General features: G+C 74.1%; 19 protein-coding genes. 4 read left to right on the top strand and 15 right to left on the bottom strand.

From position 1 onward, the window contains the following. Window positions 1-221: 221 nt before the first annotated feature. The 5 genes from ABT160_RS39450 to ABT160_RS39430 form a co-directional block, all read right to left on the bottom strand. Window positions 222-1,814, bottom strand: a complete 1,593-nt coding sequence (locus ABT160_RS39450; protein WP_351653402.1) for a monocarboxylic acid transporter — start codon at window positions 1,812-1,814, stop codon at window positions 222-224. Next, entirely contained in the window at window positions 1,811-2,287 is a 477-nt protein-coding gene (locus ABT160_RS39445) for a DUF485 domain-containing protein (protein WP_351653400.1), read from the bottom strand. The genes ABT160_RS39450 and ABT160_RS39445 overlap by 4 nt, the downstream gene beginning before the upstream one ends. 98 nt (window positions 2,288-2,385) lie before the next feature. Then, window positions 2,386-3,117 carry a response regulator gene (locus ABT160_RS39440; protein WP_502984382.1) on the bottom strand — a complete coding sequence of 244 codons (732 nt, stop codon included), beginning with the start codon at window positions 3,115-3,117 and terminating at the stop codon, window positions 2,386-2,388. Between the two features lie 11 nt (window positions 3,118-3,128). Beyond that, the gene (locus ABT160_RS39435) at window positions 3,129-4,283 is read right to left on the bottom strand and encodes a sensor histidine kinase (protein ID WP_351653396.1); all 1,155 of its coding nucleotides are present in this window, start codon (window positions 4,281-4,283) and stop codon (window positions 3,129-3,131) included. 132 nt (window positions 4,284-4,415) lie between these two features. Continuing rightward, window positions 4,416-6,533, bottom strand: coding sequence for a DNA gyrase/topoisomerase IV subunit B (locus ABT160_RS39430; RefSeq protein ID WP_351653394.1), 2,118 nt, complete (start codon window positions 6,531-6,533; stop codon window positions 4,416-4,418). A 431-nt stretch (window positions 6,534-6,964) separates the two neighbouring features. On the opposite strand from ABT160_RS39430, the gene ABT160_RS39425 reads away from it, so the two are divergent. Then, entirely contained in the window at window positions 6,965-7,195 is a 231-nt protein-coding gene (locus ABT160_RS39425; RefSeq protein WP_351653392.1) for a DUF7455 domain-containing protein, read from the top strand. A gap of 358 nt (window positions 7,196-7,553) precedes the next feature. Here ABT160_RS39425 and ABT160_RS39420 read toward each other — a convergent pair whose 3' ends face one another. The 7 genes from ABT160_RS39420 to ABT160_RS39390 form a co-directional block, all read right to left on the bottom strand. Beyond that, entirely contained in the window at window positions 7,554-8,354 is an 801-nt protein-coding gene (locus ABT160_RS39420; protein WP_351653390.1) for a S1 family peptidase, read from the bottom strand. 195 nt (window positions 8,355-8,549) lie between these two features. Continuing rightward, window positions 8,550-10,091, bottom strand: a complete 1,542-nt coding sequence (locus ABT160_RS39415) for an RNA polymerase sigma factor (protein ID WP_351653388.1) — start codon at window positions 10,089-10,091, stop codon at window positions 8,550-8,552. A gap of 368 nt (window positions 10,092-10,459) precedes the next feature. Then, window positions 10,460-11,350 (bottom strand): FadR/GntR family transcriptional regulator, encoded by an 891-nt coding sequence (locus ABT160_RS39410; RefSeq protein ID WP_351653387.1) that lies wholly within the window; start codon window positions 11,348-11,350, stop codon window positions 10,460-10,462. A gap of 160 nt (window positions 11,351-11,510) precedes the next feature. After that, complete coding sequence (locus ABT160_RS39405; RefSeq protein ID WP_351653385.1) at window positions 11,511-13,235, bottom strand: ABC transporter ATP-binding protein; 1,725 nt, start codon at window positions 13,233-13,235, stop codon at window positions 11,511-11,513. Between the two features lie 142 nt (window positions 13,236-13,377). Further along, window positions 13,378-14,145, bottom strand: a complete 768-nt coding sequence (locus tag ABT160_RS39400; protein ID WP_351653384.1) for an NUDIX hydrolase — start codon at window positions 14,143-14,145, stop codon at window positions 13,378-13,380. An 84-nt stretch (window positions 14,146-14,229) separates the two neighbouring features. After that, the gene (locus ABT160_RS39395; RefSeq protein WP_502984381.1) at window positions 14,230-16,167 is read right to left on the bottom strand and encodes an amylo-alpha-1,6-glucosidase; all 1,938 of its coding nucleotides are present in this window, start codon (window positions 16,165-16,167) and stop codon (window positions 14,230-14,232) included. Window positions 16,168-16,488: 321 nt separating this feature from the next. Next, window positions 16,489-18,213: a DUF4192 domain-containing protein gene (locus ABT160_RS39390; RefSeq protein WP_351653380.1), complete on the bottom strand. Its 1,725-nt coding sequence runs from the start codon at window positions 18,211-18,213 to the stop codon at window positions 16,489-16,491. Window positions 18,214-18,324: 111 nt separating this feature from the next. Here ABT160_RS39390 and ABT160_RS39385 point away from each other — a divergent pair, with 111 nt between their 5' ends. Both ABT160_RS39385 and ABT160_RS39380 read left to right on the top strand, forming a co-directional pair. After that, window positions 18,325-20,511 (top strand): RecQ family ATP-dependent DNA helicase, encoded by a 2,187-nt coding sequence (locus tag ABT160_RS39385; protein ID WP_351653378.1) that lies wholly within the window; start codon window positions 18,325-18,327, stop codon window positions 20,509-20,511. Between the two features lie 218 nt (window positions 20,512-20,729). After that, a complete protein-coding gene (locus ABT160_RS39380) occupies window positions 20,730-21,359 on the top strand; it encodes a hypothetical protein (RefSeq protein WP_351653377.1) in 630 nt (209 codons plus the stop codon). A gap of 128 nt (window positions 21,360-21,487) precedes the next feature. Here ABT160_RS39380 and ABT160_RS39375 read toward each other — a convergent pair whose 3' ends face one another. The 3 genes from ABT160_RS39375 to ABT160_RS39365 form a co-directional block, all read right to left on the bottom strand. After that, window positions 21,488-22,093, bottom strand: a complete 606-nt coding sequence (locus ABT160_RS39375) for a hypothetical protein (RefSeq protein ID WP_351653375.1) — start codon at window positions 22,091-22,093, stop codon at window positions 21,488-21,490. Between the two features lie 167 nt (window positions 22,094-22,260). After that, complete coding sequence (gene rnhB, locus ABT160_RS39370) at window positions 22,261-22,971, bottom strand: ribonuclease HII (protein WP_351653374.1); 711 nt, start codon at window positions 22,969-22,971, stop codon at window positions 22,261-22,263. 141 nt (window positions 22,972-23,112) lie between these two features. Continuing rightward, entirely contained in the window at window positions 23,113-23,736 is a 624-nt protein-coding gene (locus ABT160_RS39365) for a TetR-like C-terminal domain-containing protein (protein ID WP_351653373.1), read from the bottom strand. A gap of 494 nt (window positions 23,737-24,230) precedes the next feature. Here ABT160_RS39365 and ABT160_RS39360 point away from each other — a divergent pair, with 494 nt between their 5' ends. Continuing rightward, window positions 24,231-25,730: an MFS transporter gene (locus ABT160_RS39360; RefSeq protein WP_351653404.1), complete on the top strand. Its 1,500-nt coding sequence runs from the start codon at window positions 24,231-24,233 to the stop codon at window positions 25,728-25,730. Window positions 25,731-25,857: the final 127 nt, after the last annotated feature.

Genomic DNA, 25,857 nt, shown 5'->3' with positions numbered 1-25,857 from the left:
GGGCCCGGGGGCTCCGCCCCCGTACACCCACCCGCCCCCACCGCCGGAGGCTTTCGGGAAGGGGCGGGTCGGGGACCCAAGGGCCCGCACCACGACACCCCGCACCGGCCCGGCCCCGCACCGCAACCCCCCGCACAGACTTGACCGGGCCCCGCGCCACGGAGCCCGGTCAGCTCAAGACCCCCCGCCCCACCCCCGTACCCCCGTACCCCCACGCCCCCCTACACCGCCCCCGCCCCCGTCAACGCCCTCACCTCGGTCTCCGCATGCCTCGCCTCATCCGGCGTCTCGTTCGACGTCACCGTCCCCACCCACCCCGCCAGGAACCCCAGCGGAATCGACACCACCCCCGGGTTCTGCAACGGGAAGACCTGGAAGTCCACCCCCGGGAACAGCGCCCCCGGCCCGCCCGACACCACCGGCGAGAGCAGGACGAGCAGGACCGCAGGGACCAGCCCCCCGTACACCGACCACACCGCCCCCCGGGTGGTGAAGTTCCGCCAGAACAGCGAGTACAGCAGCACCGGCAGGTTCGCGGACGCGGCCACGGCGAAGGCCAGCCCCACCAGGAACGCCACGTTCAGGTCCTGGGCCAGCAGCCCCAGGCCGATCGCCACCACCCCGATCCCCACCGCGGCCACCCGGGCCACCTTCACCTCGCTGTGCTGCTTGGCGTGCCGCCGCTTCAGCGAGGCGTACAGGTCGTGCGCGACCGACGCCGACGAGGCCAGGGTGATCCCGGCGACCACCGCCAGGATCGTCGCGAAGGCGATGGCCGCGACCACGCCGAACAGCACCGCACCGCCCGCCGTCCCCTCGCCGCCGCCCAGGTCGAGGGCGAGCAGCGGCACCGCGGTGTTCCCCGCCGCGTTGGAGGCGCGCACCTGCGCGCTGCCGACGATGGCCGCGGCGCCGAACCCGAGCACGATCGTCATCAGGTAGAAGCTGCCGATCAGCCCGATCGACCAGACCACCGAGCGGCGCGCGGCCCGCGCGGTCGGCACGGTGTAGAAGCGCGACAGGATGTGCGGAAGGCCCGCGGTGCCCAGGACCAGTGCGAGGCCCAGGCTGATGAAGTCCAGGCGCGCGGTCCAGTCACCGCCGTACTTCAGGCCGGGCGCGAGGAACTTCCGCCCCTGGCCGCTGCGTTCGGCCGCCGTGTTCAGCAGCGCGTTGACGTCCCCGTGGAACCGCAGCAGCACCATCACGGTCAGCGCGACCGCGCCCGCCATCAGCAGGACGGCCTTCACGATCTGGATCCAGGTGGTGGCCCGCATCCCGCCGAGCGACACGTAGATGACCATCAGCGCGCCCACGCCGATCACGGTCCAGGAGCGGGCCGCTTCGCTGGTGCCGCCGAGCAGCAGGGCCACCAGGCTGCCCGCGCCGACCATCTGCGCCACCAGGTAGAGCACCGAGACGGTCACCGACGAGGTGCCCGCCGCCACCCGCACCGGGCGCTCGCTCATCCGGGCGGCCACCACGTCGGCGAGGGTGAACTTGCCGCAGTTGCGGACCAGTTCGGCCACCAGCAGCAGCACCACCAGCCAGGCGACCAGGAAGCCGACCGAGTAGAGCATCCCGTCGTAGCCGAACAGCGCGATCAGTCCGGAGATGCCCAGGAAGGACGCCGCGGACATGTAGTCGCCGGCGATGGCGAGGCCGTTCTCCAGCGGGGAGAACAGCCGCCCGCCGACGTAGAACTCCTCGGGCGAGCCGTGCCGGTTGCGGCTCACCCAGGTGGTGATCCCCAGGGTGACCGCGATGAAGGCGCTGAACAGCAGCAGCGCCAGTGTCTGGTGGTCGTCGCTCAACGCCGTATCCCCCGCGTCATCTCCTGTGTGTCCCAGCGCAGTTCGAGTGCCGCCCGGTCCCGGCGCAGCCGCGCGTGGCGTGCGTACGCCCAGGTCAGCGCGAAGGTGGTGAGGAACTGCCCGAGTCCGGCGAGCATCGCCACGTTGACGGCCCCGGCCACCGGGCGGGCCATCAGTCCGGGCGCGGTCGTCGCCGCGACCACGTACGCCAGGTACCAGGTGAGGAAGGCCACGGCGGCCGGGACGACGAATCTGCGGTAGCGCGCGCGGACCTCCTGGAAGGCGGCGCTGCGCTGCACCTCCAGGTAGATGTCGGCGGCGCTGGGGCGGGTCCCCTCCCCCTCCTGGCGGGGCCGCGCCACCGGCGCCGGGGCCCCCGTGCCGTCGAGTTCGCCCCATCCGGAGGCCAGTGCGTCGTACCACGGGTCGTCGATCCGCACCGGCGCGCCGTCCGGCCCTTCCTGCTTCTCCACCGCTCAACTCTCCTTGTCGGCGAACCGTTTCGGCCGCGTGCCCAAGGATGGGCGGGGTGGAGCAGTCCCGGACGGGTCTCCCCCGGGTGTTCACCCCATTAGGTGAAGGAGCCACCGGGTGGCCGCGCGATGCCCTGCCGGTACGCGTAGCGCACGGCCTGCGCGCGGTCGCGCACGCCGGTCTTCGCGAAGAGGTTGTTGATGTGGGTCTTCACGGTGGCCGTGGAGATGCCCAGGCGCCGCGCGATCTCGGGGTTGGAGAGGCCGTCCGCGACCAGGGCGAGGACCTCGGCCTCGCGCGCGGTGAGCCCGTCGGGCAGCCGCCGGGAGGGCTCGGTCTCGGCGACGACCTGGTCGAGCAGCCGGCGCTGGACGGCGGGCGCGAGTCCGGCGCGCCCGGCGAGCACGTCGTGCACGGCCCGTACGATCTCCTCGCCGCCCGCGTCCTTGGTCAGGTAGCCCCGGGCGCCCGCCCGCAGCGCGGGGAAGAGCGAGTCGTCGTCGGCGTAGGTGGTGAGCACCACCACCTCGGTGCCGGGGTGGTCGGCGCGGATGCGGCGGGTGGCCTCCACCCCGTCGACCCGGGGCATCCGCAGGTCCATCAGGACGACGTCCGGGGCCAGTTCGGCGACCAGCGCCACGGCCTCCTCGCCGTCCCTGGCCGCGCCCACGACCTCGATCCCGGGCAGCAGCCCGAGCAGCATCACGATGCCCTCGCGCACGACCGCCTGGTCGTCGGCCACGACCACCCGGGCCGTGGCCGTCCCCGCGCCCCGCCCGTCCGCACCGTCCTCGCCCGTACCGCCCTGGCCCGTACCGTCCCCGCCCATGCCGTCCCCGCTCATGCCGGCACCCGCAGCCGCACCACGAAACCCTCCCCGTCCGGACCCGCCTCCAGGGATCCGCCGAGCAGTTCGGCCCGTTCGCGCATCCCGCGCAGACCGTACCCGGAACCGGACGCCGCCAGCTCCCCGCCCCCGTCCGCCGCCCCGGAGTCGCGCACCTCCAGGGCGACCTCGCCCTCCCCGTACGCGAGCAGCAGCCGGGTGCGCGCCCCCGGGGCGTGCTTGCGCACGTTGGTCAGGGCCTCCTGCGCCACCCGCCGCACCGCCTGCGAGGCCTCGGCCGGCAGCGGTCTGCGCGGCCCGGTGATCTCCAGGCGGGCGTCCTCGGCACCGGCGCACTCGTGCAGGAAGTCCTCCACCGGCACCAGGTCGCCGCGGAGCGCGGACAGCGCCTGCCGGGTCTCGGCCAGCCCCTGGCGGGCCATGGAGCGCGCGGCCACCACCCGCTCCAGGACCTGCTCGCGCTCGGCGCCGCGCTCGATCTGGAGCCGGGCCGCCTCCAGGTGCACCAGCTGCGCGGAGAGGCTGTGGGCGAGCACGTCGTGGATCTCCCGGGCGATCCTGGCCCGCTCGGCGAGCGCGGCGGACTCCGCCTCGGCGGCCCGCGCGGCCCGCTCCTGGGTGAGCAGCCGGAACCCGGCGCCGCGGGCCTGCGCGTCCAGGCGCAGCGAGTAGCCGGCGAGGAGCACGGTGACCGTGGTGATCCCGGCCCCGAGCAGACCGGTCTCGTCCGTCCCGTAGAACCCCCCGGCCAGCGCCGACACCACCCCGAGCCCCGCGAGGCCGGGCAGCCGCTCCACCGCCATCACGCAGGTGGTGATCCACAGCACCGTGGCCGCCACCCCGGCCCCGGCCGCACAGGCGCCGAGCCCGCACAGGGAGACGACCGCGAGGCAGCCGATCGAGCGCGCGAGCTGGTTGGCCAGGGTGGTGAAGTGGTACGCGACGGCCGCCGCCGCGCACAGCGCGAGGGCCAGCGGCGGCACCACCGCCGCCCAGCCGCCGAAGGCCCCGGACAGGTAGGCGCCGATCAGCACCCAGGCGCACAGCCCGGTCAGCAGGCTGCCGTCGAGCACCATGCGCCCGCGCGGCACCCCCACCCGGGACAGCGCCTCCGCCGTCGGCCACGCCGTCCACCGGCTCGTCGTCACAGCCGCCCCCTTCCGTCACCGGCCGCTGCCGAGCTTACGGAGCGGGGTGCGGGCCGGGGATCGGAGCGGGGGTGGAACCAGCGGCTCCACCCCCGGGTGGAGGGGCGCCGGGCGCCCCTCCCGCGTACCGGCTCAGGCGTCGATGCGCGAGCGGTCCAGGGTGGCCGCCGAGCTGGTGATGAACTCCTTGCGCGGTGCCACGTCATTGCCCATCAGCAGGTCGAAGACCGTCTCGGCGGCCTCCAGGTCGCCGATGTTGATGCGCCGCAGGGTGCGCTGGCGGGGGTCCATCGTGGTCTCCGCGAGCTGGTCCGCGTCCATCTCGCCCAGGCCCTTGTAGCGCTGGATGGAGTCCTTGTAGCGCACGCCCTTGCGCTGGTACTCCAGCAGCGTCTGGCGCAGCTCGTTGTCGGAGTACGTGTAGACGTACTTGTCCTGGCCCTTCTTGGGCTGGACCAGCTCGATCCGGTGCAGCGGCGGCACCGCGGCGAAGACCCGCCCGGCCTCCACCATCGGGCGCATGTAGCGCTGGAAGAGCGTCAGCAGCAGGGTGCGGATGTGGGAGCCGTCCACATCGGCGTCGGTCATCATGATGACCTTGCCGTAGCGCGCCGCGTCGATGTCGAAGGTCCGGCCGGACCCGGCTCCTATGACCTGGATGATCGCGCCGCACTCGGCGTTCTTCAGCATGTCCGACACGGACGACTTCTGGACGTTGAGGATCTTGCCGCGGATCGGCAGCAGCGCCTGGAACTCGCTGTTGCGGGCCAGCTTGGCGGTGCCCAGCGCCGAGTCTCCCTCGACGATGAAGAGCTCGCTGCGGTCCACGTCGTCGCTGCGGCAGTCGGCCAGCTTGGCGGGCAGCGAGGAGGACTCCAGGGCCGTCTTGCGGCGCTGCGCCTCCTTGTGCTGGCGGGCCGCGATCCGGGTGCGGGCGGCCGCGACGGCCTTCTCCAGGACCGCGCGGGCCTGCGCCTTGGCGTCGCGCTTGGTGGAGGTCAGGAACGCCTTGAGCTCCCGGGCGATCACGGTGGCCACGATCCGGTTGGCCGCCGAGGTGCCCAGCACCTCCTTGGTCTGGCCCTCGAACTGCGGCTCCGCCAGCCGGACCGTCACCACGGCGGTCAGGCCCTCCAGGGCGTCGTCCTTGACGACGTCGTCCTCGGCGACGCGCAGCAGCTTGGCCGAGCGCAGCACCTCGTTCACGGTCTTGGTGACCGCGCGCTCGAAGCCGGAGACGTGGGTGCCACCCTTGGGGGTGGCGATGATGTTCACGAACGACTTGAGCGTGGTGTCGTACCCGGTGCCCCAGCGCATCGCCACGTCGACGCCCAGCTCGCGGGTGACCTCGGTCGGCGTCATGTGGCCGCGGTCGTCCAGGACCGGCACGGTCTCCTTGAAGGTGCCCGAGCCGGACAGCCGCAGCACGTCGCAGACGGCCTTGTCCTGGGCCAGGTACTCGCAGAACTCGCTGATGCCCCCGTCGAAGCGGAAGATCTCCTCGCTCTTGCCCTCGCCCTCCAGGTCCCGCTCGTCGCGCACGACGAGGGTCAGGCCGGGCACCAGGAACGCCGTCTGGCGGGCGCGCTGGTACAGCGTCTCCAGGTTGAGCTTGGCGTCCTTGAGGAAGATCTGGCGGTCGGCCCAGTAGCGGATGCGGGTGCCGGTGCGGCCCTTGGGCACGCGCTTGCCCTTGAGCAGCCCGTTCGCCGGGTCGAAGGGGGCCTCGGCGCCGGACTCGGTGAAGATGCCGGGCACGCCGCGCCGGAAGCTGATGGCGTGCGTGGCGCTGTTGCGGTCCACCTCGACGTCGAGCCGGGCCGACAGCGCGTTCACCACGGAGGCGCCCACGCCGTGCAGACCGCCGGAGGCGGCGTAGGACCCGCCGCCGAACTTGCCGCCGGCGTGCAGCTTGGTCATGACGACCTCGACGCCGGACAGGCCGGTCTTCGGCTCGACGTCGACCGGGATGCCCCGGCCGTTGTCGCGGACCTCCACGGACCCGTCGTCGTGAAGGATGACCTCGATGTGGTCGCAGTATCCGCCGAGGGCCTCGTCGACGGAGTTGTCGATGATCTCCCAGAGGCAGTGCATCAGGCCACGGCTGTCCGTGGACCCGATGTACATGCCGGGGCGCTTGCGGACCGCCTCGAGTCCTTCGAGTACGAGCAGGTGCCGCGCGGTGTAGTTGGAGCCGTCGCGGTCTGCGGTCAGCAGCGCAGTGGACGGCACGGACGTATCGGCGGTCACGCGGTTCGCTCCTCGCTGAATTTGATTTCTGGCCCCGTGGGTAAAGGCCCGGCGTCGGTCGCCGGTCAGAGGGTACCGAGGCCTGGTAGAGCCGTTGTCACGCCACCCTCGCGTTTTCTCATGCTAGTCCAGCCTCGCATGGGTGTTCGATCCCTCGATGGGGTGACGCGCACATCACGTTCCCTTCCAGGCATGAACCATTTAGGCTCCGGGCACGTCCTCATGAACAACCGGCAACCGCCGGGAGGGCCCAAAAGAGACAAGCAACGCGAAACCCGTAGAGCGACGCAATACGGCTCATTCGCCGCCAACCGGCAGCAGACAGCCACCTTGGTAAGAAGTTTCGAGGAAAAGCCACGAGCGGGAACGTTTTCGGCCTGGTTGGATGTTGACCCTGGTACGACAGCTCGTCGAGCTAGAGAAGAGGCGACGTGACTACTGTTCTGACCCCCGCGAGCCCGCTGACGGCCGCCGACCGCTGCGACCGCTGCGGCGCCCAGGCTTATCTGCGCGTCGTCCTGACCAGCGGCGGTGAACTGCTCTTCTGCGCCCACCACGGGCGCAAGTTCGAGCCGGAACTCAAGAAGATCGCCGCGGAGATACACGATGAGACGGACCGGCTCACCACCGTGCCGGCCACTGCGGACGACGAGGAACACTGACACCTCGCATCCCCGACGAGCCAAGGGCCGGTCCTGACCGGCCGACGGGCGGCCACCCCTGGGCCCAGGGGTGGCCGCCCGTTCTCGTACCCCCGTGCCCGGCCCCTGGGCGTCCCCGGACGCCCTTCTCCTCCCGAGTACACCCCGTCCCGCTCGGGTTCCGCCAGGGCCCCGCTCGCACGCGCCTCCGGGCGCCGTCAGGGACCCGTCGGTACGGCGCGGGGCCCCGGACACACCGAGGGGGCGCCCGGGCCGTCTCCCCGGCGCGGGGCGCGGACCGTGCTCGTACGGCCCAAGCCCCACCCCGGACGGCCCAGGCGCCCCCTTCGGACGCGCCCGGCGCTGCCCGCGCCCCCGGCTACTCCATGACCGCCGAGATCCGGGTGTAGACGCCCGGGTTCCCCGCCTGCCCGCAGCCGCTGCCCCAGGACACCAGGCCGATCAGCCGCCCCCGGGCCACCAGCGGGCCCCCGCTGTCGCCCTGGCAGGCGTCGTGGCCGCCCTTGGGGTCCCCGGCGCACAGCATCGGGCCCGCCAGGTACTCGCCCTCGGCGTCCCCCGGATAGGCCCGGGCGCACATCTCGTCGGGGAGCACCTGCACGCGCGTGCCGCGCAGCGCCACGGAGTAGCCGCCGCTGCCGGTGGTGTCGCCCCAGCCGTAGACCCCGGCGGGCGTGCCCGGGGTGTAGGCCGGGTCCCCGGGGCCCGCCACCGCGATGGCGGAGGACGCGGGCAGCGGGCTCGCCAGGGTGAGCACCGCGTAGTCCCCGGAATTCGTGATCATGTCGTAGCCGGGGTTGATCCAGGTCCCGGTCACCCGGATCTCCCGGCCGCCCCCGGCGCGCAGCTCGGAGCGGCCCGCGATGACCTTGAGGTCGGTCACCTCGGCCAGGTCCACCCCCAGGACCTCCCGGCTGAGGCAGTGCGCCGCGGTGACGACCTTGGTCGGCGCGACGACGACACCGCCGCAGAACTGGCCCGCACGGGTACCTCCGAACCGGTCACGACTGGAGACGGCGACGGCCCACGGCGTGTCGGACACCTTGACCGGCTGGCCTCCGATGACCACGCCGTCGGCCTGGGCGGGCGGCACCGCACCCAGCGCGAGGGTCGCCAGGACTGCGGTGCCCGTGAGGGCGCGGGCGAGGGGACGACGCATACGGCCTCCTGACCTTGGGTGTACCTCTGCACACCCAGCGTCATCCAGCGCCCCTGCCCCCGCACCCGCAGCCGACGGCGTCCGCGCCCCCGCCCGAGGCCACTCGCCCGGCACGCCGAAGGGCCCGGCCCCCCGTGCGGGGAGCCGGGCCCTCGATGACCGTACGGACCGGAAGGACCGGGCCGCCCGGGGCGCCTAGTCCAGGTAGTCGCGCAGCACCTGGGAGCGCGACGGGTGGCGCAGCTTCGACATCGTCTTGGACTCGATCTGGCGGATCCGCTCGCGGGTCACGCCGTAGACCTTGCCGATCTCGTCGAGCGTCTTCGGCTGGCCGTCGGTGAGGCCGAAGCGCATGGAGACCACGCCCGCCTCGCGCTCGGACAGGGTGTCGAGCACCGAGTGCAGCTGCTCCTGCAGGAGCGTGAAGCTGACCGCGTCGGCCGGGACGACCGCCTCGGAGTCCTCGATGAGGTCACCGAACTCGCTGTCGCCGTCCTCGCCCAGCGGGGTGTGCAGCGAGATCGGCTCACGGCCGTACTTCTGGACCTCGATGACCTTCTCGGGGGTCATGTCGAGTTCCTTGGCCAGCTCCTCCGGGGTGGGCTCGCGGCCCAGGTCCTGGAGCATCTGGCGCTGCACGCGCGCGAGCTTGTTGATGACCTCGACCATGTGCACCGGGATGCGGATGGTGCGGGCCTGGTCGGCCATCGCGCGGGTGATCGCCTGACGGATCCACCAGGTGGCGTACGTGGAGAACTTGTAGCCCTTGGTGTAGTCGAACTTCTCGACCGCGCGGATCAGACCGAGGTTGCCCTCCTGGATCAGGTCCAGGAAGAGCATGCCGCGGCCGGTGTAGCGCTTGGCCAGCGAGACCACGAGGCGGAGGTTGGCCTCGAGCAGGTGGTTCTTGGCGCGGCGGCCGTCCTCGGCGATGATCTCCAGCTCGCGCTTGAGCTTCGGCGCGAGCTTGTCGGCCGCGGAGAGCTTGTCCTCCGCGAACAGGCCGGCCTCGATGCGCTTGGCGAGCTCGACCTCCTGCTCGGCGTTGAGGAGGGGGACCTTGCCGATCTGCTTCAGGTAGTCCTTGACCGGGTCCGCCGTGGCGCCGGCGACGGCGACCTGCTGGGCGGGCGCGTCGTCCTCGTCGTCGTCAGACAGGACGAAGCCCTTGCTCTCGCCCTCGGTCTCCTCCTCGTCCTTGCCCGGAGCGACGTCCTCGAGGAGCTCCTCGCCCTCGACGAGCTCCTCGTCGCCCTTCTTGGCGGTGGTCTTCTTGGCGGCCGTCTTCTTGGCGACGGCCTTCTTGGCCACGGTCTTCTTGGCCGCGGCCTTCTTCGCGACCGCCTTCTTGGCAGGGGCGGTCTCGTCGGAAGCGGCGTCCACGCTCTCGGCGGGGGCCGTGGTGGCCGCCGCGACGGTGCGCGTCGTGGTCGTCTTGGCGGTGACGGTCTTGGTGGCGGTGCGCTTGGCCGGGCTCTTCGCTGCGACGCTCTTGCGGGGGCGCTTCGGCGACTCCGCGGCACTGACCATCAGCGTCACACCCTCTTCCTCGAGGATCTGATTGAGGCTGCGCAGAACATTCTTCCACTGGGTTGGCGGAATCTGGTCAGCCTCGAAGGCCCGACGCACGTCATCGCCGGCGATCTGCCCATCAGCCTTTCCCCGCTCGATGAGCGCCATCACAGACTCTGACTCGGCGATCTCCGGCGGGAGCGTACGGGATGTGCTGGCCGACACGAACAACCTCTCGGAACGATGGAAAACGGCATCCGGCCCCGCCCGGGGTACGGGCCTGAGCCGACGACCGTCGGCGGGGAATGTGCCGACGGCGCGGGCGGAACCTCGGAGCTGCACAGCGCCGCGAACGGCTGCTGTATTCCCTCCTCGGCTGTCACCTCTTAGGTCATCGCGTGGCCCCGAGGAGTGTTACGCCCAATCCGCGTGGCCCGAGTCACACCCCATAAGTGGCGGAACGGACAGAACGGTGCTTCACCCCACCGATCGCGCCGCCGGACCCCGTCGTACGCCCTCCGGGGCGCCGTCGGGTCCGGCGGCACGCGTGCGCCGGGGCGAGGAGGGCGGGCGCCCGGTCGCGGTCGGCCCGTTCAGTGCTCGCGAGGGGCGGGCACGACCCGCTCCACCTCGGGGTGCACGATGAGCAGTTGGCGCATGGCCGCCTCCGCGCCGTGGGCGTCCCCGGCCGCGAGGGCGTCGGCGATGCGCGCGTGGTGGGCGACGGAGGACTCGCTGGGACGGTCACAGGCGGTGATCGGGCCGCCGGAGACCTGGAGGGCCGAGGAGACGATCCCGGACAGGTGCTCCAGCATCCGGTTGCCCGCGAGCTGGATCAGCAGGGAGTGGAACTCCGCGTCCGCCCGCGAGAAGGTCAGGACGTCACCCTGGGCGAGGGCGTGGCCCATGATCTCGACCATGTCGGCCAGCCGCTGCTGGACGTCCTCGCGGCCGTGTCCGGCGGCCAGCCGGGCGGCCAGCGGCTCGATCGTCCAGCGGAGCTCGTTGAGCTCGCGGCGCTGGTCGTCGCGCTGCGGCCCGAAGGCGCGCCACTCGATGATGTCGGGGTCGAGCAGGTTCCAGTCGCTGACCGGGCGGACCCGGGTGCCGACGTTGGGACGGGCGCTGACCAGGCCCTTGGCCTCCAGGACGCGCAGCGACTCGCGGACGACCGTGCGGGAGACCTCGAAACGCTGCCCGATCTCCTCGGGGACGAGCGGGCGGTCGGCGCCCAGGTCGCCGGAGACGATCATCTGGCCGAGCTGCTGGACGAGTTGGCCGTGCAGGCCGCGGCCACGGCTGCCGGCCGCCCGGCGGCCGACCCGGCCGAGGTCGGTGTCGGAGCTGTCCCAGGACGGCGGTCCGACGCGGTGGTCGGCTCCGGGCGCCTCCGCGTAGGGGTATCGGTCGAGGTCGCCCGGGGCTGCGAGGCCGGAGTCGGCCGAGCGGGCGGCGGTCATCATGGTGTGCGCAAGGGTACTCACGCATCCTTTGTCGGCGTTGCCTCCACGGCCCTTGAGGTCTTTGGTGAAAAGCACACGAAAGGGTGATCTCCCCCCTCGTCGCAATTGACGCCTTATCGGAAAGAAACGCGCATTCCCAAGGGAGTTGCGGGCGATCCGAAGCGTTCCGGTCGAAGACCGATCACCAACGGACCTTACGGCGAAGCCCGGTGAGCAGATACGCGCAGAACAGGACGGTGAGCGACAACGCGAGGGCCGTACCCACGGGTTGGGCGACCACACGTACGGCACCGAGCAGCCAGCGGTCCGTCTCGTAGGGCCACTGGAACCAGACGAGTTCGCGCAGCCGCGCGGGCAGCCCGGCGACCGAGCGCGCGGAGGGCCCCTCCAGCGCCTTGCGCACCAGCGGTACGACCAGCACCGGTACGGCCAGCACCGCGGCCACGCCCGCCGCCGTCACCCGGAACACCCCGGCGCCGAGCAGCCCCGCCCAGCCGCACCCCACCGCGAGACCCGCCCAACTCGCCGCCAGTGTCGGCCAGTTCTCTGGTACGGGGATCAAGTCGCCGCCGAACACCAGCCGCAGGGCCAGCACGTCCACGACCACCACCGACGCCGCCAGCGCCAGCGCCGCCGCGGCGGTCACGCCGAGCTTGGCCAGCAGCAGCCCCAGCCTGCGCGGCACGGTGCCGCGCCCCGAGCTGAGCACCGGGTAGCGGAACTCGTCGCCGAACGAGAGGGCGCCGAGCAGCCCCGCCCCCAGCGCGGCCGGCGGCAGCGGCGAGAGCGGCGGCCAGCCCGCGACGGCCACCGGCAGCGGGGTGCGCCCGGACCGGGCGAGCACCACGGCCAGCACCACGGAGAGGGCCAGCACGGCCGCACCGATCAGGGCGGTGGTACGCACCCCGAGCAGGCGCCGCAGCTCGTAGCGGAGCGGCCGCAGCGGGCTGCGGGCCGGGCGCGCGGCCAGCGGGGGCGGCAGCAGCTCGGGGTCGGCGGGGGACCTGGGGCCGGCGTCGGGGTCGGGCGCGGGGCCGGTGTCGCCGATCTCGTCGGCGAGCTGGTGCACCGGCACGCCGTGCCGGAAGGCGGCGTCGCCGACCTCCGCGCAGGTGCTGCCGTAGACGTGGACGCGGTTGCCGCCTTCGGAAACGGCCTCCACGCTGCGCTGGGCGGCGCGGGCCTCCCGGCCGAGCACCGCGGCCAGCCGCGCCGGGTGCGGGGTGCGCACGCTGACCCGCGGCCGCAGCCGGGTGCGGGCGAAGGCGGCGGCGTCCTGGTCCGCGACGAGGCGCCCGCGCTCGATGGTGACGACCCGGTCGGCGGTGCGGGCGGCCTCCTTGGGGTCGCCCGTGGTGTACAGGACGGTGCCGCCGTGCGCGGCGTGGGCGCGCAGCAGTCCGTACAGCCAGCTGTGCTCGCGCGGCGAGAGCCCGGCCGCGGGCTCGTCCAGGAGCAGCGTGTGCGGGTCGCCCAACAGGGCGGAGGCGAGCGCGAGTCGGCGGTCCATGCCGACCGAGAGGGTGCCGAGGCGCTGGTCGTGCAGTCCGGTGAGGCCGACGACCTCCAGCATCTCGTCGGCGCGGGTGACCGGGACCCCGGCGGCGGCGCAGAGCATCCGCAGCTGGCCGCGGGCGGTGCGGGCGGGGTGCCCCGGCACGTCGCCGAGCAGCACGCCGACCTCCCGGGGCGGGTGGGAGATGCGGTGGATGGGGCGGCCCCGGAAGTAGGTGACGCCGCGGCCCGGTTCGAGTTCGAGCATCATCCGCAGTGCGGTGGTCCGGCCCGAGCCCGGGTCGCCCAGGAGCGCGGTGACGTGGCCGGGCCGGGCCTCGAAGGTGAGGTCGTCCACGGCGGGGGCGAAGTCGCGGTGGGGGGTGCTGGTCAGTCCGATGGCCTGGAGCATCGCTTCTCTCGCGGTATCTCTCGCGGCAGCTGGGACCGCTCGGCGGCGGGCGGGTACCGCAGCAAGATCGGGCGGGTACCGCAGCAAGATAACGCGACATTTTCGACTTTTCGGGCACCCTCCGGCCGGGCGCCCGCCGGTGTCAGACCTCCGGACGGAGCATCGGCGGGTTCAGCAACGTCGCCCCACCTGCCCGGAACAGCTGCGCGGGGCGCCCGCCCTGGCGCGTGGTGGTGCCCCCGGACGGGACCAGGAACCCGGGCGTGCCGGTCACCTTGCGGTGGAAGTTGCGCGGGTCGAGCGCCACGCCCCACACCGCCTCGTAGACCCGCCGCAGCTCGCCGACGGTGAACTCCGGCGGGCAGAAGGCCGTGGCCAGCGAGGAGTACTCGATCTTGGAACGGGCCCGCTCCACCCCGTCGGCCAGGATGCGCGCGTGGTCGAACGCCAGCGGGGCCGGCGGGTCCTCCTCGCGACCGGGCGCCGCCTCCTGGCCGAGCAGGTCCTCCACCGGTGCCCAGCGCGCGCTGTTGGCGTCCCCGCCCGCACGCGGCGCGGGCAGGTCCGGCGAGAGCGCGAGGTGGGCCACGCTCACCACCCGCATCCGCGGATCGCGTCGCGGGTCCCCGTAGGTGGCCAGCTGCTCCAGGTGCGCCCCGTTGCCGGCCGGGGTCTCGTCGGCCGGGTCGTGCACGCACAGCCCGGTCTCCTCGACCAGCTCGCGCGCGGCGGCGGCCGACAGGTCCTCGTCGTCCCGTACGAAACCGCCCGGCAGCGCCCACCGCCCCTGGAACGGCTGTTCACCGCGCCGCACGACCAGCGCGCACAGGGCGTGGCGCCGGACCGTCAGCACGACCAGGTCCACGGTGACAGCGAAGGGCGGGTAGGCCGACGGGTCGTAGGGCGACATGCCGCGATCATAGTCGTCTTCCTGACGATAAGCACGCCCCTCGTCATCCCTGGCCTGTTCTTCTCCCTTCGCCCGGTACACCCCTCACACCCCCAGCTGCAGTCCGGCGGCGGCTTCCTCCACCATGCCGAGCCCGAGCCTGCTCACCCGTACGGAGAAGGGGGCGCCGGCCACCCTCAGCCCCGCGAACGCCACCGCGCCCAGCGGCGCCGAGCGCATCGGGTCGAGCGCCACCGTCCCGGCGGGCGCGTCCGGCCGGATCCCGACCAACGAGGCCAGCAGCTGGACGCCCGCCGCGGCCGCCACCGCCGCCGGCCGGCACGCCGCCGGGTGCGGCACCGGCCGCGCGCCGGAGGTGCGCTGCTCCCCCGCGTACATCTCGGGCAGCCGGCCCCCGAACGCCTCCGCCGCGTCGAGCGCCCCGCACAGCAGCGACACCGCCTCCTTCTCGAACCCGGCGGCGGCCAGGCCCGCGACCGCCACGGCCGTCTCGTGCGGCCGCACCGCGCCCGCCCGGTGCCCGAACGGATTGTGGCCCGGCTCCTTCGCCCCCAGGCTGCGCAGCCCCCAGCCGGAGTCCAGGGCCGGCCCGCCCAGCAGCCGGGCCAGCTGCTCGGTGCGCGGCTTGTCCAGCAGCCCGGGCGCCATCCGCCCGCCGCCGAGCAGCCCCGTGTCGAGCAGGTGCGCGGCGCCGGAGCCGAGGAAGGGCAGCGGCCGCCCGTCGGGGGTGCGGGCGGCGGCCGGGCGCCCGCCCGCGCGGTCCTCCACCCAGAAGGCCTCAGGGAACCGGCGGCGCAGCGTGGCCGCCCAGTCCCGCCACTCGTCCACGCCCGGCCGACCACAGGCCTCCAGGAGGTCCGCCCCGAGCAGCGCGGCACGGTGCGCGTGCGCCTGGGTCTCCGCGCGCCGCGGCCCGGCGGGCCCCGGCTCGCGCACCAGGCCGTCCTCCCCCACGGCCGCCCGCAACCGGTGCAGACAGCGCTCGGCGGCGGGCAGCAGCTCCTCCAGCTCCCCGTCGGCGACGCCCCAGCGCCAGGCCTCCGCGAGGACCGCGGGGAAGGCGAGGGTGGCCTCCAGGCCCGTGCAACTGGGCGGCAGATGGGGCCCCGCGTCCCGCAGCGGTCCGGGGATCCACCCGAAGTCGGCCCCCTTGGCGCGGACTTGGGTGCGGGCCAGGGAACGCAGCGTGCCGACGGCGAGCCGGGTGCCCAGCGGGAGGGCCATCCGGGCCGCCCACAGCGCCTCGGCGGGTGCGGGACCGCAGCGCCAGGGGACCCCGGCGGCCGGGTAGTAGTCGGCGGGGTGCGCGGGGTCGCGCAGCAGCAGCGCCCGCAGGTCGTCCACGGCGGCGGCCAGCAGCCGTCCCGGCCGGGGGTCGTCGCCCTCCACCTCGGCCCGGGCCAGGAGCTGCCCCGCGGTCTGCCCGGCGGGCCGCACCGCCCGGTCCGAGCGCACCCGCAGCTCCAGGGTGCGCGTGCCGCCCGGGGGCAGCTCGATCTCCCAGCGCAGCAGCCCGGCCGAGGCCAGGGCGTCCGAGGGCGGCGGCTCGACGGTGACCAGGGAGAGGGCTCCCCCGGCGCCCGCCCAGCGCATCCCGGAGTCGTGGACGCTGGCGGGCAGCTCGGGCCCGGCCCTTCCGGAGGCGACGGCGCCGAGGTCGGCGAGGTCGGTGCCCAGGGCGATCTCGACGGGCAGCCGCAGCGGGCGGGCGGCGGAGCTGCGCAGGGTGATCCGCTCGGTGCCGTCGGCGTCGCGCAGCCGCTCCACCACGAGCCCGGGGTCCGGTCCGGCGTCCGCCGCGGTACGGGCCACGGAGACGAACCGGGCCCGGCCCGCCCCGACGAGACCGCCTTGCACGGCGACCGGCTCGCGCCCGCCGATCCGCAGCTGGCAGCGGGACAGCAGGCGCCGGCCCGCGTGGTAGACGCCCTCCAGGCCGTTCCCGGTGAGCTGCCCGTGCTCGGCCGACAGGGCCAGGCAGGGCAGGGCCACCCCGATGAGCAGCCCGTGCACCGCGGGGATCTCCCCGGGCGCCCGCCCGGACGCGGACGCGGATCCGCCGCCGGGTCCGGGCGAGGGGTGGGCGGCGTGGGCCGCCGGGAAGGGGGCTCCTCCGCCCTGTCCCTGCCGGGGGAGGTGGGACAGGGACGGGGAGGGGTGGACCGTGCCGGTCGGGGACGAGGAGGGCTGAGGGGGGTGGGGGGACGGGGACGGGACGGTGGGGGCCATGGATACTCCGCTGAGCCTTCTGTGCGCTCCGGACAGCCGCTGGGACTACGGCGGCACGGGTCGTGCGACTCCGCCACACAGGTGAACGCCCGCGGTGCCGAAGGGGTCACGCCGTCACCGCCCGCCGGTCTTTCCGGAGGGAGCGCTGCCGCTTTCCGGGCCGTCCCCGGCCCCGCCGCCTTCGGCCCCCGCGCTCCGGCGCGCGCCCCGCACCGGCGCCGCCGCCCGCATCGCGGTACGGGACTCCCGGGCGCGGGAGGGGCCGGTGCCGGTCCGGTCCTGGCCCTGCGCCGCGCCCGGCTCACCGGGCCGCACCGGGGCCCGCCGCCGCGCCGGACTCCCCGCCCCGGCCGCCTTCCTGGCCCGCACCCTGCGCCGGGCACGCCCCGGCTCCCCCGCTTCCGGCACGGCACCGGGCTCCGCTCCACCGCCCGCCTCCGCCCCGCATCCGGCCGGACCGCCGGGACCTCCCGGAGCCGTAGGCCCGTCGGCCCGCACCGGCTCCCCGGGCTCCGCCACCGCGCCCTGCGGCACCACGCCCGCGAGGCCCGCGCCGCCGACCCCCGCGTAGGCCCCGCCGCCCTCCCGCTCGGCCTCGTAGGGCGTCCCGGCGGGCACCAGACCCGGCAGCCTCCCCTCGGCGCCCCCGTTCTCCGGGCGCAGGAAGCCCCGCACCTCCTCCGGGTCCATCCCCTGGTTGCACGCCTGGTGCAGCAGCCGCGCGAAGACGTACTGCGGGTCGGCCTCCAGCGACAGCCGCAGCGCCACCCGGGCCTCGGCCTCGTCCCCGGTGGACCAGGCCACCCAGCCCGCGAGGGCCTGCGGCGCCGCGGCGTACTCGCCGTAGCGGCCCACGCAGCGCCTGGCCAGCGCCCGCCAGAGCCGCAGCGCCGCGCCCGCCCGGTCGCCCTCCATCCAGCCGGCCGCCTCGTCCCGGGTGGACCGGTCCTGGATGCCGATGATCAGGTCGGCGGCCTCCTGGTCGCCGACGAGCGCGTCGTCCGCCGCGTCCGCCGCCACCCACCCCTCGCCCGCCGGCGCTCCCCGGAAGCGGGAGACGAGGTCGTCGGCCAGCTTCAGCGAGTCCCGCCGCACCTGCTCGCGCACGCCCCCGACGACGAGCCGGGGGAACAGGGCGAACGCGGCCTGGTCGATGACCTGCTCCTGTTCCCGGGCCCGGAGCAGGGACCCCACGGGCACCGGCTCGCGCCGGTCCGGCAGCGGCCAGGGCCTGAGCCGGACCTCCATCTCCCGCAGCGACCCCCGGACCTGGATGCCCGCGTACGCCGCGGCGGCGGCCATCACCGAGGTGCCCGGCAGCGCCAGCGCGTTCCCCTCGGCGGGGCAGCAGCGCTCGTCGGGGCAGCAGTAGGACCAGTAGCGGCCGCCGGAGATGCACAGCGCCTCGTACACCGGGACGTCGAGGGCGCCGCAGGCCGTGCGCAGCCGCTGGGCCAGGGGCCGCAGCCGCTCCATGACCTGGCGCCCGGTCTCGTCCGCGCCCGGGTCCTGGCAGAGGAAGGCGACGATGCCGTCGGGGCGCGGCCCGTGCCGCTCGGCGCCCTCCACCAGGCACTCGGCGAGCTGCTCCGCCACCGGCGGCCACTCCTGCGGGGAGGCGGGGATGCCGAGCCTGAGCCGGCCCCCGAACCGGCCCCGGTCGCCGTGCAGCGCCACCAGGACCACCGAGTCGGTGGGGTGGTAGCCGAACATGTAGGGCAGGGCGTCGGCCAGTTCGGCCGGGCCGCGCAGCGTGATCTGCTGCTTGTCGCGCGGCGCGGGCAGCTCGTGGGGGTGGACGGGTCGGTTGTCGCGGCCTTCGCCGTGGTGCTCGTTCATGCCGGAACCGTCCCGCGGCACCCCGAAAGTCCGCGACCCCTGTGGATAACTTTATCCACAGGCTGGCGGAGCCGTTCGCGCGATGTCCGACCCATCGGGTTGCATGGGGGCATGACCAACGCAGATCCCCGTCTCCAGGACCGTGCGGCGCTCCGGGCCGCCGCCGACTCCGTCCTCGCCCGCCTCGTCGGCGACGCCACCGGCGCCGCCAGACTGCGCGAGGACCAGTGGCGGGCCATCGAGGCGCTGGTCGCGGAGAAGCGCCGGGCCCTGGTGGTGCAGCGCACCGGCTGGGGCAAGTCCGCCGTCTACTTCGTGGCGACCTCGCTGCTGCGCGAGCTCGGCGCGGGCCCCACCGTGATCGTCTCGCCGCTGCTGGCCCTGATGCGCAACCAGGTGGAGGCCGCGGCCCGCGCCGGGATCCGGGCGCGCACGATCAACTCCGCCAACACGGAGGAGTGGGACACGGTCCAGACCGAGGTGGCGGCGGGCGAGGTCGACGTCCTGCTGGTGAGCCCGGAGCGGCTCAACAACCCCGACTTCCGGGACAACGTGCTGCCCAAGCTGGCCGCCGCGACCGGGCTGCTGGTGGTCGACGAGGCGCACTGCATCTCCGACTGGGGCCACGACTTCCGCCCCGACTACCGGCGGCTGCGCACCATGCTCGCCGAACTCCCGCCGGGCGTCCCGGTCCTGGCGACCACGGCGACGGCGAACTCCCGGGTCACGGCCGACGTGGCCGAGCAGCTGGGGACCGGCGCAGGCACCGACGCCCTGGTGCTGCGCGGCCCGCTGGACCGCGAGAGCCTGAGCCTGGGCGTGCTGAGCCTGCCCGACGCGGCGCACCGGCTGGCCTGGCTGGCGGACCACCTCGACGAGCTGCCGGGCTCGGGGATCATCTACACCCTGACGGTGGCCGCGGCCGAGGAGGTCACCGCCTACCTGCGCCAGTGCGGCCACACCGTGTCCTCGTACACGGGCCGCACGGAGAACGCGGACCGCCAGCAGGCCGAGGAGGACCTGCTCGCCAACCGGGTCAAGGCCCTGGTGGCCACCTCCGCGCTGGGCATGGGCTTCGACAAGCCCGACCTGGGCTTCGTGGTGCACCTGGGCTCGCCCTCCTCCCCCATCGCCTACTACCAGCAGGTCGGCCGCGCCGGTCGCGGTGTGGAGCACGCCGAGGTGCTGCTGCTGCCCGGCCGGGAGGACGAGGCGATCTGGAAGTACTTCGCCTCGGTGGCGTTCCCGCCGGAGGAGCTGGTGCGGCGGACCCTGGACGTGCTGGCGCAGGCCCCAGGGCCGGTGTCGCTGCCGGCCATGGAGCCGCTGGTGGAGCTGCGGCGCACCCGGCTGGAGACGATGCTCAAGGTGCTCGACGTGGACGGCGCGGTGCGCCGGGTCAAGGGCGGCTGGGAGTCCACCGGCCGCCCCTGGTCATACGACAGCGAGCGGTACGCGTGGGTGGCGCGCCAGCGCGAGTCGGAGCAGCAGGCGATGCGGGACTACGTGGCGACGACGGGCTGCCGGATGGAGTTCCTGCGGCGGCAGCTGGACGACGAGGAGGCCGCCGCGTGCGGCCGCTGCGACAACTGCGCGGGGGTGCGGTACGAGGCGCGGGTGTCGGGCGCCGCGCTGGACGCCGCCAAGGGCGAACTGGGCCGTCCCGGCGTGGAGGTGGAGCCGCGCAAGATGTGGCCGACGGGCCTGGCGGCGGTCGGGGTGGACCTGAAGGGCCGGATCCCGGCCGGGGAGCAGTCCTTCTCCGGCCGCGCCCTGGGGCGGCTCTCGGACATCGGCTGGGGCAACCGGCTGCGCCCCCTGCTGGCGCCGCGCGCGGCGGACGGCGAGGTGGCGGACGACGTGGTGGGCGCGGTGGTGAGCGTGCTGGCCGACTGGGCGAAGGGGCCCGGCGGTTGGGCGTCGGGCGCGCCCGACGCCCCGGCCCGCCCGGCCGGGGTGGTGACGGTGTCCTCGCACGGCAGGCCGCGCCTGGTCGGCTCGCTGGGGCGGCGGATCGCGGAGGTCGGGCGGATGCCGCTGCTGGGCGCGGTGGAGTACGCGCCGGACGCGGCGGACCTCGCCCTGTCCCGTACCAACAGCGCCCAGCGCGTGAAGGGGCTGCACCAGGCGCTCGTGGTGCCACCGGAGTTGGCCGCGGCGCTCGCGGCGGCCGAGGGGCCGGTGCTGCTGGTCGACGACTTCTCCGACACCGGCTGGACGCTCGCGGTGGCCTCCCGGCTGCTGCGCAGGGCCGGAGCGAAGGGGGTGTTTCCGCTGGTACTGGCCATCCAGGCGTGACGCGGCGCGTCAACGGGGTCGAGTCTGGGCAGGGATATGAGCACCAAACCCCTGCATTACCGGCAGCGGAACCAATTGCTCGTTGCCGCCCGCGCACACGCCAGCGAGAATTGAAGCGCCCCCGCACGACCCCTTCGCGGCCCGGAAGGGTTGTGCCGCGGCGCGCCCTCACCCGCCCCTGCCCGCACCGCCGTGGGCGCGTATGCGAAGGGAGGACCGTGACCTTCGGATTCGCTTCGTCCGCCGCCACTTCGACAGTAGCCTCGGCCGACTCCACGAGCCGTCTGGCCCGGATGCTCGAACCGTCCGAGTGGGCAGCCGCGGGGATCCCGTTGCTGCGCAACCCCCGTGAGGTCGTCAGCGGGCTGCACGTGCGGCACCGGCCGACACCGGCGACCGCCGTGGTGGCGGTGCTCGACCACGAGGAACGCCTGGCCGCCAGTGCGTCGTTCACCCGGCGCGGCTCGCTGCCCGACGGCTGGGACTTCCGCAACGCCCTGCTGGCCCACCTGCGCCGGGTGATCCCGCACGACCTGCGCCGCCGCACCCCGGTCCGTACCGCCGTACTGCTCTACTGCCGCGACGGCGACGAACGGTGGACGGAGGAGGACGGGGCCTGGATGTGGGGGCTGCGCGACGCGTGCACCCTGCACGGGCTGCGCTGCGGCGCGTACATCACGCTGACGCGCGGCGGCTGGCAGGTGCTCGGCGAGGGCCGGGGCGGGCGCAGGCCCAGCTCCGAGTCGGGGCCGATGGCGTTCGACGAGGTCTCGGCCCCCTCGCTGCCGCCGCAGCTGCGCACCGCGAGCGGAGCGGCCGAGCCCCTGCGGCGTACGGCGGCCCGCTGAGGCGGTAGCCGTACGGGGCAGGGGCGTTGCCGGCGCATCCGTACAGCACGCCCACCCGGCCGCCCCCGAAGGGGCGCCGGGTAGGGGTCGTACGGACGGCCGCGGTGCGGGTGGGTCAGCCCGAGGGCTCAGACACCCGCACCGAGGGCGCTGTTGACCAGCTGCTGGTCGCCACAGACCACGAGCAGCGTCTCCGCCCGCTGACGGGCCACCGGCAGCGCGGCGGTCGACACCGAGTCGTTGCCGCCGTTGAGCGCGACGACGACCACGGGACGGGAGGAGGCGCGGCCGAGGGCCGAGGCGTCCGCGAAGAACACGTCCTCGCGGGCGTCGTGCTGGGCCCAGTAGGCGGCCTCGCCGAAGGACAGCTCGTGGGCCGCCCAGGGGTGCAGGCCGCCCGTGGTCAGCACCAGGATGTCGCCGGGGGCGCGGCCGCTGTCGAGCAGCAGGTCCACGGCCTCCTCGGCGGCGTCCAGGGCGCCGTCGGCGGAGGCCGGGATCACCTGGAGCTTGGGGGCGGGACGGTTCTCCGGGGCGACGGGCCGGGCCGCGGGCCCGGGGTGGCCCGGGCGGGGTGCGGCGGCGGTCCGGGGACCGGGGACGGGACGGGGACCGGGTACGGGTCGGGGACCGGGTACGGGTCGGGGGGTCGGCGCGGGGCGTCCGGCGGCCGTGGTGGCGCGGGGACCCTGGGCACTCTCGTGAATCTGAGGCTCCTCGGGGATGAGAGGCATGAGTGGATGTCTATCAAACGCCGGTGCGAGTGGCACCGGCGGGTGGGCACACATGTGCCTTCCGGCCGTCCGGTACGCCTTCGGGGCGTACCGGAACATGCGCGACCGGTTGGCGCACGGGCAGTTCGGGGACCGCGGGTGAGGCGGGAACGGCCGGGGACGGCGGGTCAGAAGTCGAAGCCGAGCTGGCCCCCGCTTTCCAGTGCGGCCGCCTCGGCGGAGATGCGGATCTTCTTCAGGTGCCGCCACTGGGGCAGCGCGTCCAGGTAGGACCAGGAGAGCCGGTGGTGCGGGGTGGGTCCCCGCTCCTCCAGCGCGGCCTTGTGCACGGGCGACGGATAGCCGGCGTTGGCGGCGAAGCCGAAGGACGCGTACTCCTCGGCCTGCGCCTCCAGTTCGGCCATCATGCCGTCCCGGGCGACCTTGGCGATCACCGAGGCGGCCGCGACGGCGATGCAGGACTGGTCGCCCTTGATCACCGTGCGCACCCGCCAGGGCTGCCCCAGGTAGTCGTGCTTGCCGTCCAGGATGACCGCGTCCGGACGCACCGGCAGCGCGTCCAGGGCGCGTACGGCGGCGAGCCGCAGCGCCGCGGTCATCCCCAGTTCGTCGATCTCCTCGGGCGACGCGTGCCCGAGGGCGTGCGAGGTGACCCACTGCTCCAGCTCGGCGGCCAGTTCGTTGCGCCGCTTGGGGCTGATGAGTTTGGAGTCGGTGAGGCCGGCGGGCGGGCGGCGCAGTCCGGTGACGGCTGCGCACACCGTGACGGGTCCGGCCCACGCTCCGCGCCCGACCTCGTCGACACCGGCAATGACCTTGGCGCCGGTGGTCGCTCGGAGCGAGCGCTCGACGGTGTGGGTGGGTGGTTCGTACGGCATGGCGCCAGCCAGGGTACGCCGCCTTGTGCCACGCGCGACACCCGGATTCGGTTCCGAGTTCCGCACACGTGTTTCACCTGGGGTCCGGAAGCGTCCGCGGGACGACCGGAAACGGTACGGACGACCACCGGAACGTGTCGTTCAGCGGCGGGGGCGCAGCAGCGGCACCATCACGCGGTCGATCAGATCGGCGATGTCGGAGGCGTCCCATTCGCTTCCGCACACCTTGGAGCGGTACATCAGCATGGCCGGGATCACATCGATGACCATCTCGTGCAGGGCCTCGGCGCGCACTTCGCCCCGGGCCACCGCACGTCGTACGACGTCACGGAAGAGACGGGTGAGCGGCTCGATGAGCACGGTGAGGAGCAGCTGCTGGAACCGTACGGCCGTCGCGCTGTCGCACTCGTGAAGAAGCGACCTGAGCGCGAATCCGGGACGGGAGTACATGCTCTCCCTGACCCTCAGGCACAGCCGGTACAGGTCCTCGCGCACGTCACCGTGGTCGGGCGCGTCGTCCAGCTCCGGCAGCCCGGTCCGCAGGGCGTCCACGACCAGCTCCTCCTTGGAGGACCAGCGGCGGTAGACGGCGGCCTTGCCGGTCCCGGCGCCCGCCGCGACGCCCTCCATGGTCAGGCCGCTCCAGCCGACCGTCCCGAGCTGATCGAGCACGGCGTCCAGGATCGCCCGTTCGAGCACCGGACCGCGCCGGCGCGCCGACACCCGCCGCGGCCGGGCGGCGGCCGACGCGCGCGACTCAGCCATGGGCCCCGCCACGGGCCGGGCCATCGACTACTTCCACCATGGACCACATCTCCATCGAACGAACGGCCACCCCCGTCGCGCCGGGTGGCACGACCCGCGCGACGGGCCGTACGCCTCGGCAGCCGCCGGGCGGGTGGGCCGCGGCGGGGAGTGGCTGCCGTTGGTTGAACCACCGGGCGGGGGCGGAAGTTCCATAGTGGCAACGGCTCCGGCGGATGCCCAGAGCGCCGGAGCCGTTCGCGACGTCCCGGCCACCCCGCGCCGCCACCCGGTCCGGCCCGTCGGGCGTCAACCCCCGGGACCTGCGGTTGCGTCAACTCCCTCCGAAGACTGTTGCGTTGACGCGTCCGGGCTCACTATCGTCGCCCTTTAGTGAACGGTCGCGTTCACTAAGAACACCAGGGGGACCCCACGTGACGCCCGATCGAACCGACACCACCGAGCCGCGCGACCGGCTCGCCAAGGACGGCCCCGAGGCCGCGCCCTCGCGCGCGGTGCACCCCGGCATAGCCCTGACCGTGATCGCCGCGTGCCAGCTGATGGTGGTGCTCGACGCGACGATCGTGAACATCGCGCTGCCGCACATCAAGGACGCGCTCTCCTTCTCCACCACCGACCTCTCCTGGGTTCTGAGCGCCTACACGCTCACCTTCGGCGGCCTGCTGCTGCTCGGCGGCCGGGCGGGCGACATCCTGGGCCGCCGCCGGGTGTTCATGGCCGGCATCCTGGTCTTCACGCTCGCCTCGCTGCTCGGCGGATTCGCCCAGGAGCCCTGGCAGTTGCTCGCCGCGCGCGCACTGCAGGGCGTCGGCGGCGCGATCGCCTCGCCGACCTCGCTGGCGCTGATCACCACGACGTTCCCCGAAGGCCCCGAGCGCAACCGGGCGTTCGGCGTGTTCGCGGCCGTGTCGGCGGGCGGCGGCGCCATCGGCCTGCTGGCCGGCGGGATGCTCACCGAATGGCTCGACTGGCGCTGGGTGTTCTTCGTCAACGTGCCGATCGGCGTGCTGATCGCCTTCCTCGCGCCGCGCTGCATCGCCGAGTCCGAGCGCCACCCGGGCCGCTTCGACATCGCAGGCGCCCTCACCTCGACGCTGGGCATGGCCTCGCTGGTGTACGGGTTCATCCGGGCCTCCGAGGAGGGCTGGCGCGACGCGCTCACCCTGTCCTCCTTCGGCGCGGCGGTGCTGCTGCTCGTGGCGTTCGCCCTCGTGGAGTCCCGCGCCCGCGAACCCATCACGCCCCTGCGGATGTTCGCCGACCGCAACCGCGCCGGCACCTACGTGATCATGCTCAGCCTCGCCGCGGCGATGTTCGGCATGTTCTTCTTCATCGTGCTGTTCGTGCAGAACGTGCTCGGCTACACGCCGATCCGCGCGGGCCTGGCGTTCCTGCCCGTCACCGTCGCGATCATCACCGGCGCGGGGCTCTCGCAGCGGCTGCTGCCGACCTTCGGCCCCAAGCCGTTCATGGTGGCGGGCGCGGCGATCACCGGAGGCGGTGTGCTGTGGCTGTCGTTCATCGACGCCGGCACCCAGTACGTGAGCGGCATCCTGGCCCCGATGCTGCTGTTCGGCTTCGGCATGGGCCTGAACTTCGTGACCCTGACACTCACCGCGGTCTCCGGGGTCGCCCCGCACGAGGCGGGCGCGGCGTCCGGACTGCTGAACGCCGCACAACAGGTGGGCGGTTCGCTCGGCCTGTCCATCCTGGTGACGGTCTTCGGTACGGCCAGCCGCGACGAGGCGCAGCGCCAGGTGCCGTCGTTCCTGGCGCAGGCCACGCCCGAGCAGCAGGCGGCGTTCGCCAAGACCCACGAGATGCCGCCGCCGTGGGGCGACCACGTGCTCACCGAGGGCATCTCCACGGCGTTCCTGGCCGGGGTCGGCATGGCGGCCCTCGCCCTGCTGACCGCACTGGCCGTCATCCGGGTCCGCAAGAGCGATCTGGAGGCCCTCAGCGGGACGGCAGGCGCGGCGGGACCGGTGGCCTGAGCGCACGCGCCCGTACGGGACATCTGACGGAGGGGCGGGGGGGGGGGAGGGGGGGCCCCGAACGGGACCACCCCCCCCGCAACGACCGCCCGAACGACAGGCAGCAGAACCTCCCCCTCACCCTGCC

The sequence above is a fragment of the Streptomyces sp. NPDC001941 genome (assembly GCF_040296945.1).
Lineage (GTDB): Bacteria > Actinomycetota > Actinomycetes > Streptomycetales > Streptomycetaceae > Streptomyces.
Note: the sequence above shows the minus strand (reverse complement) of the source record. Positions and strands in the feature narration are given on the sequence as shown.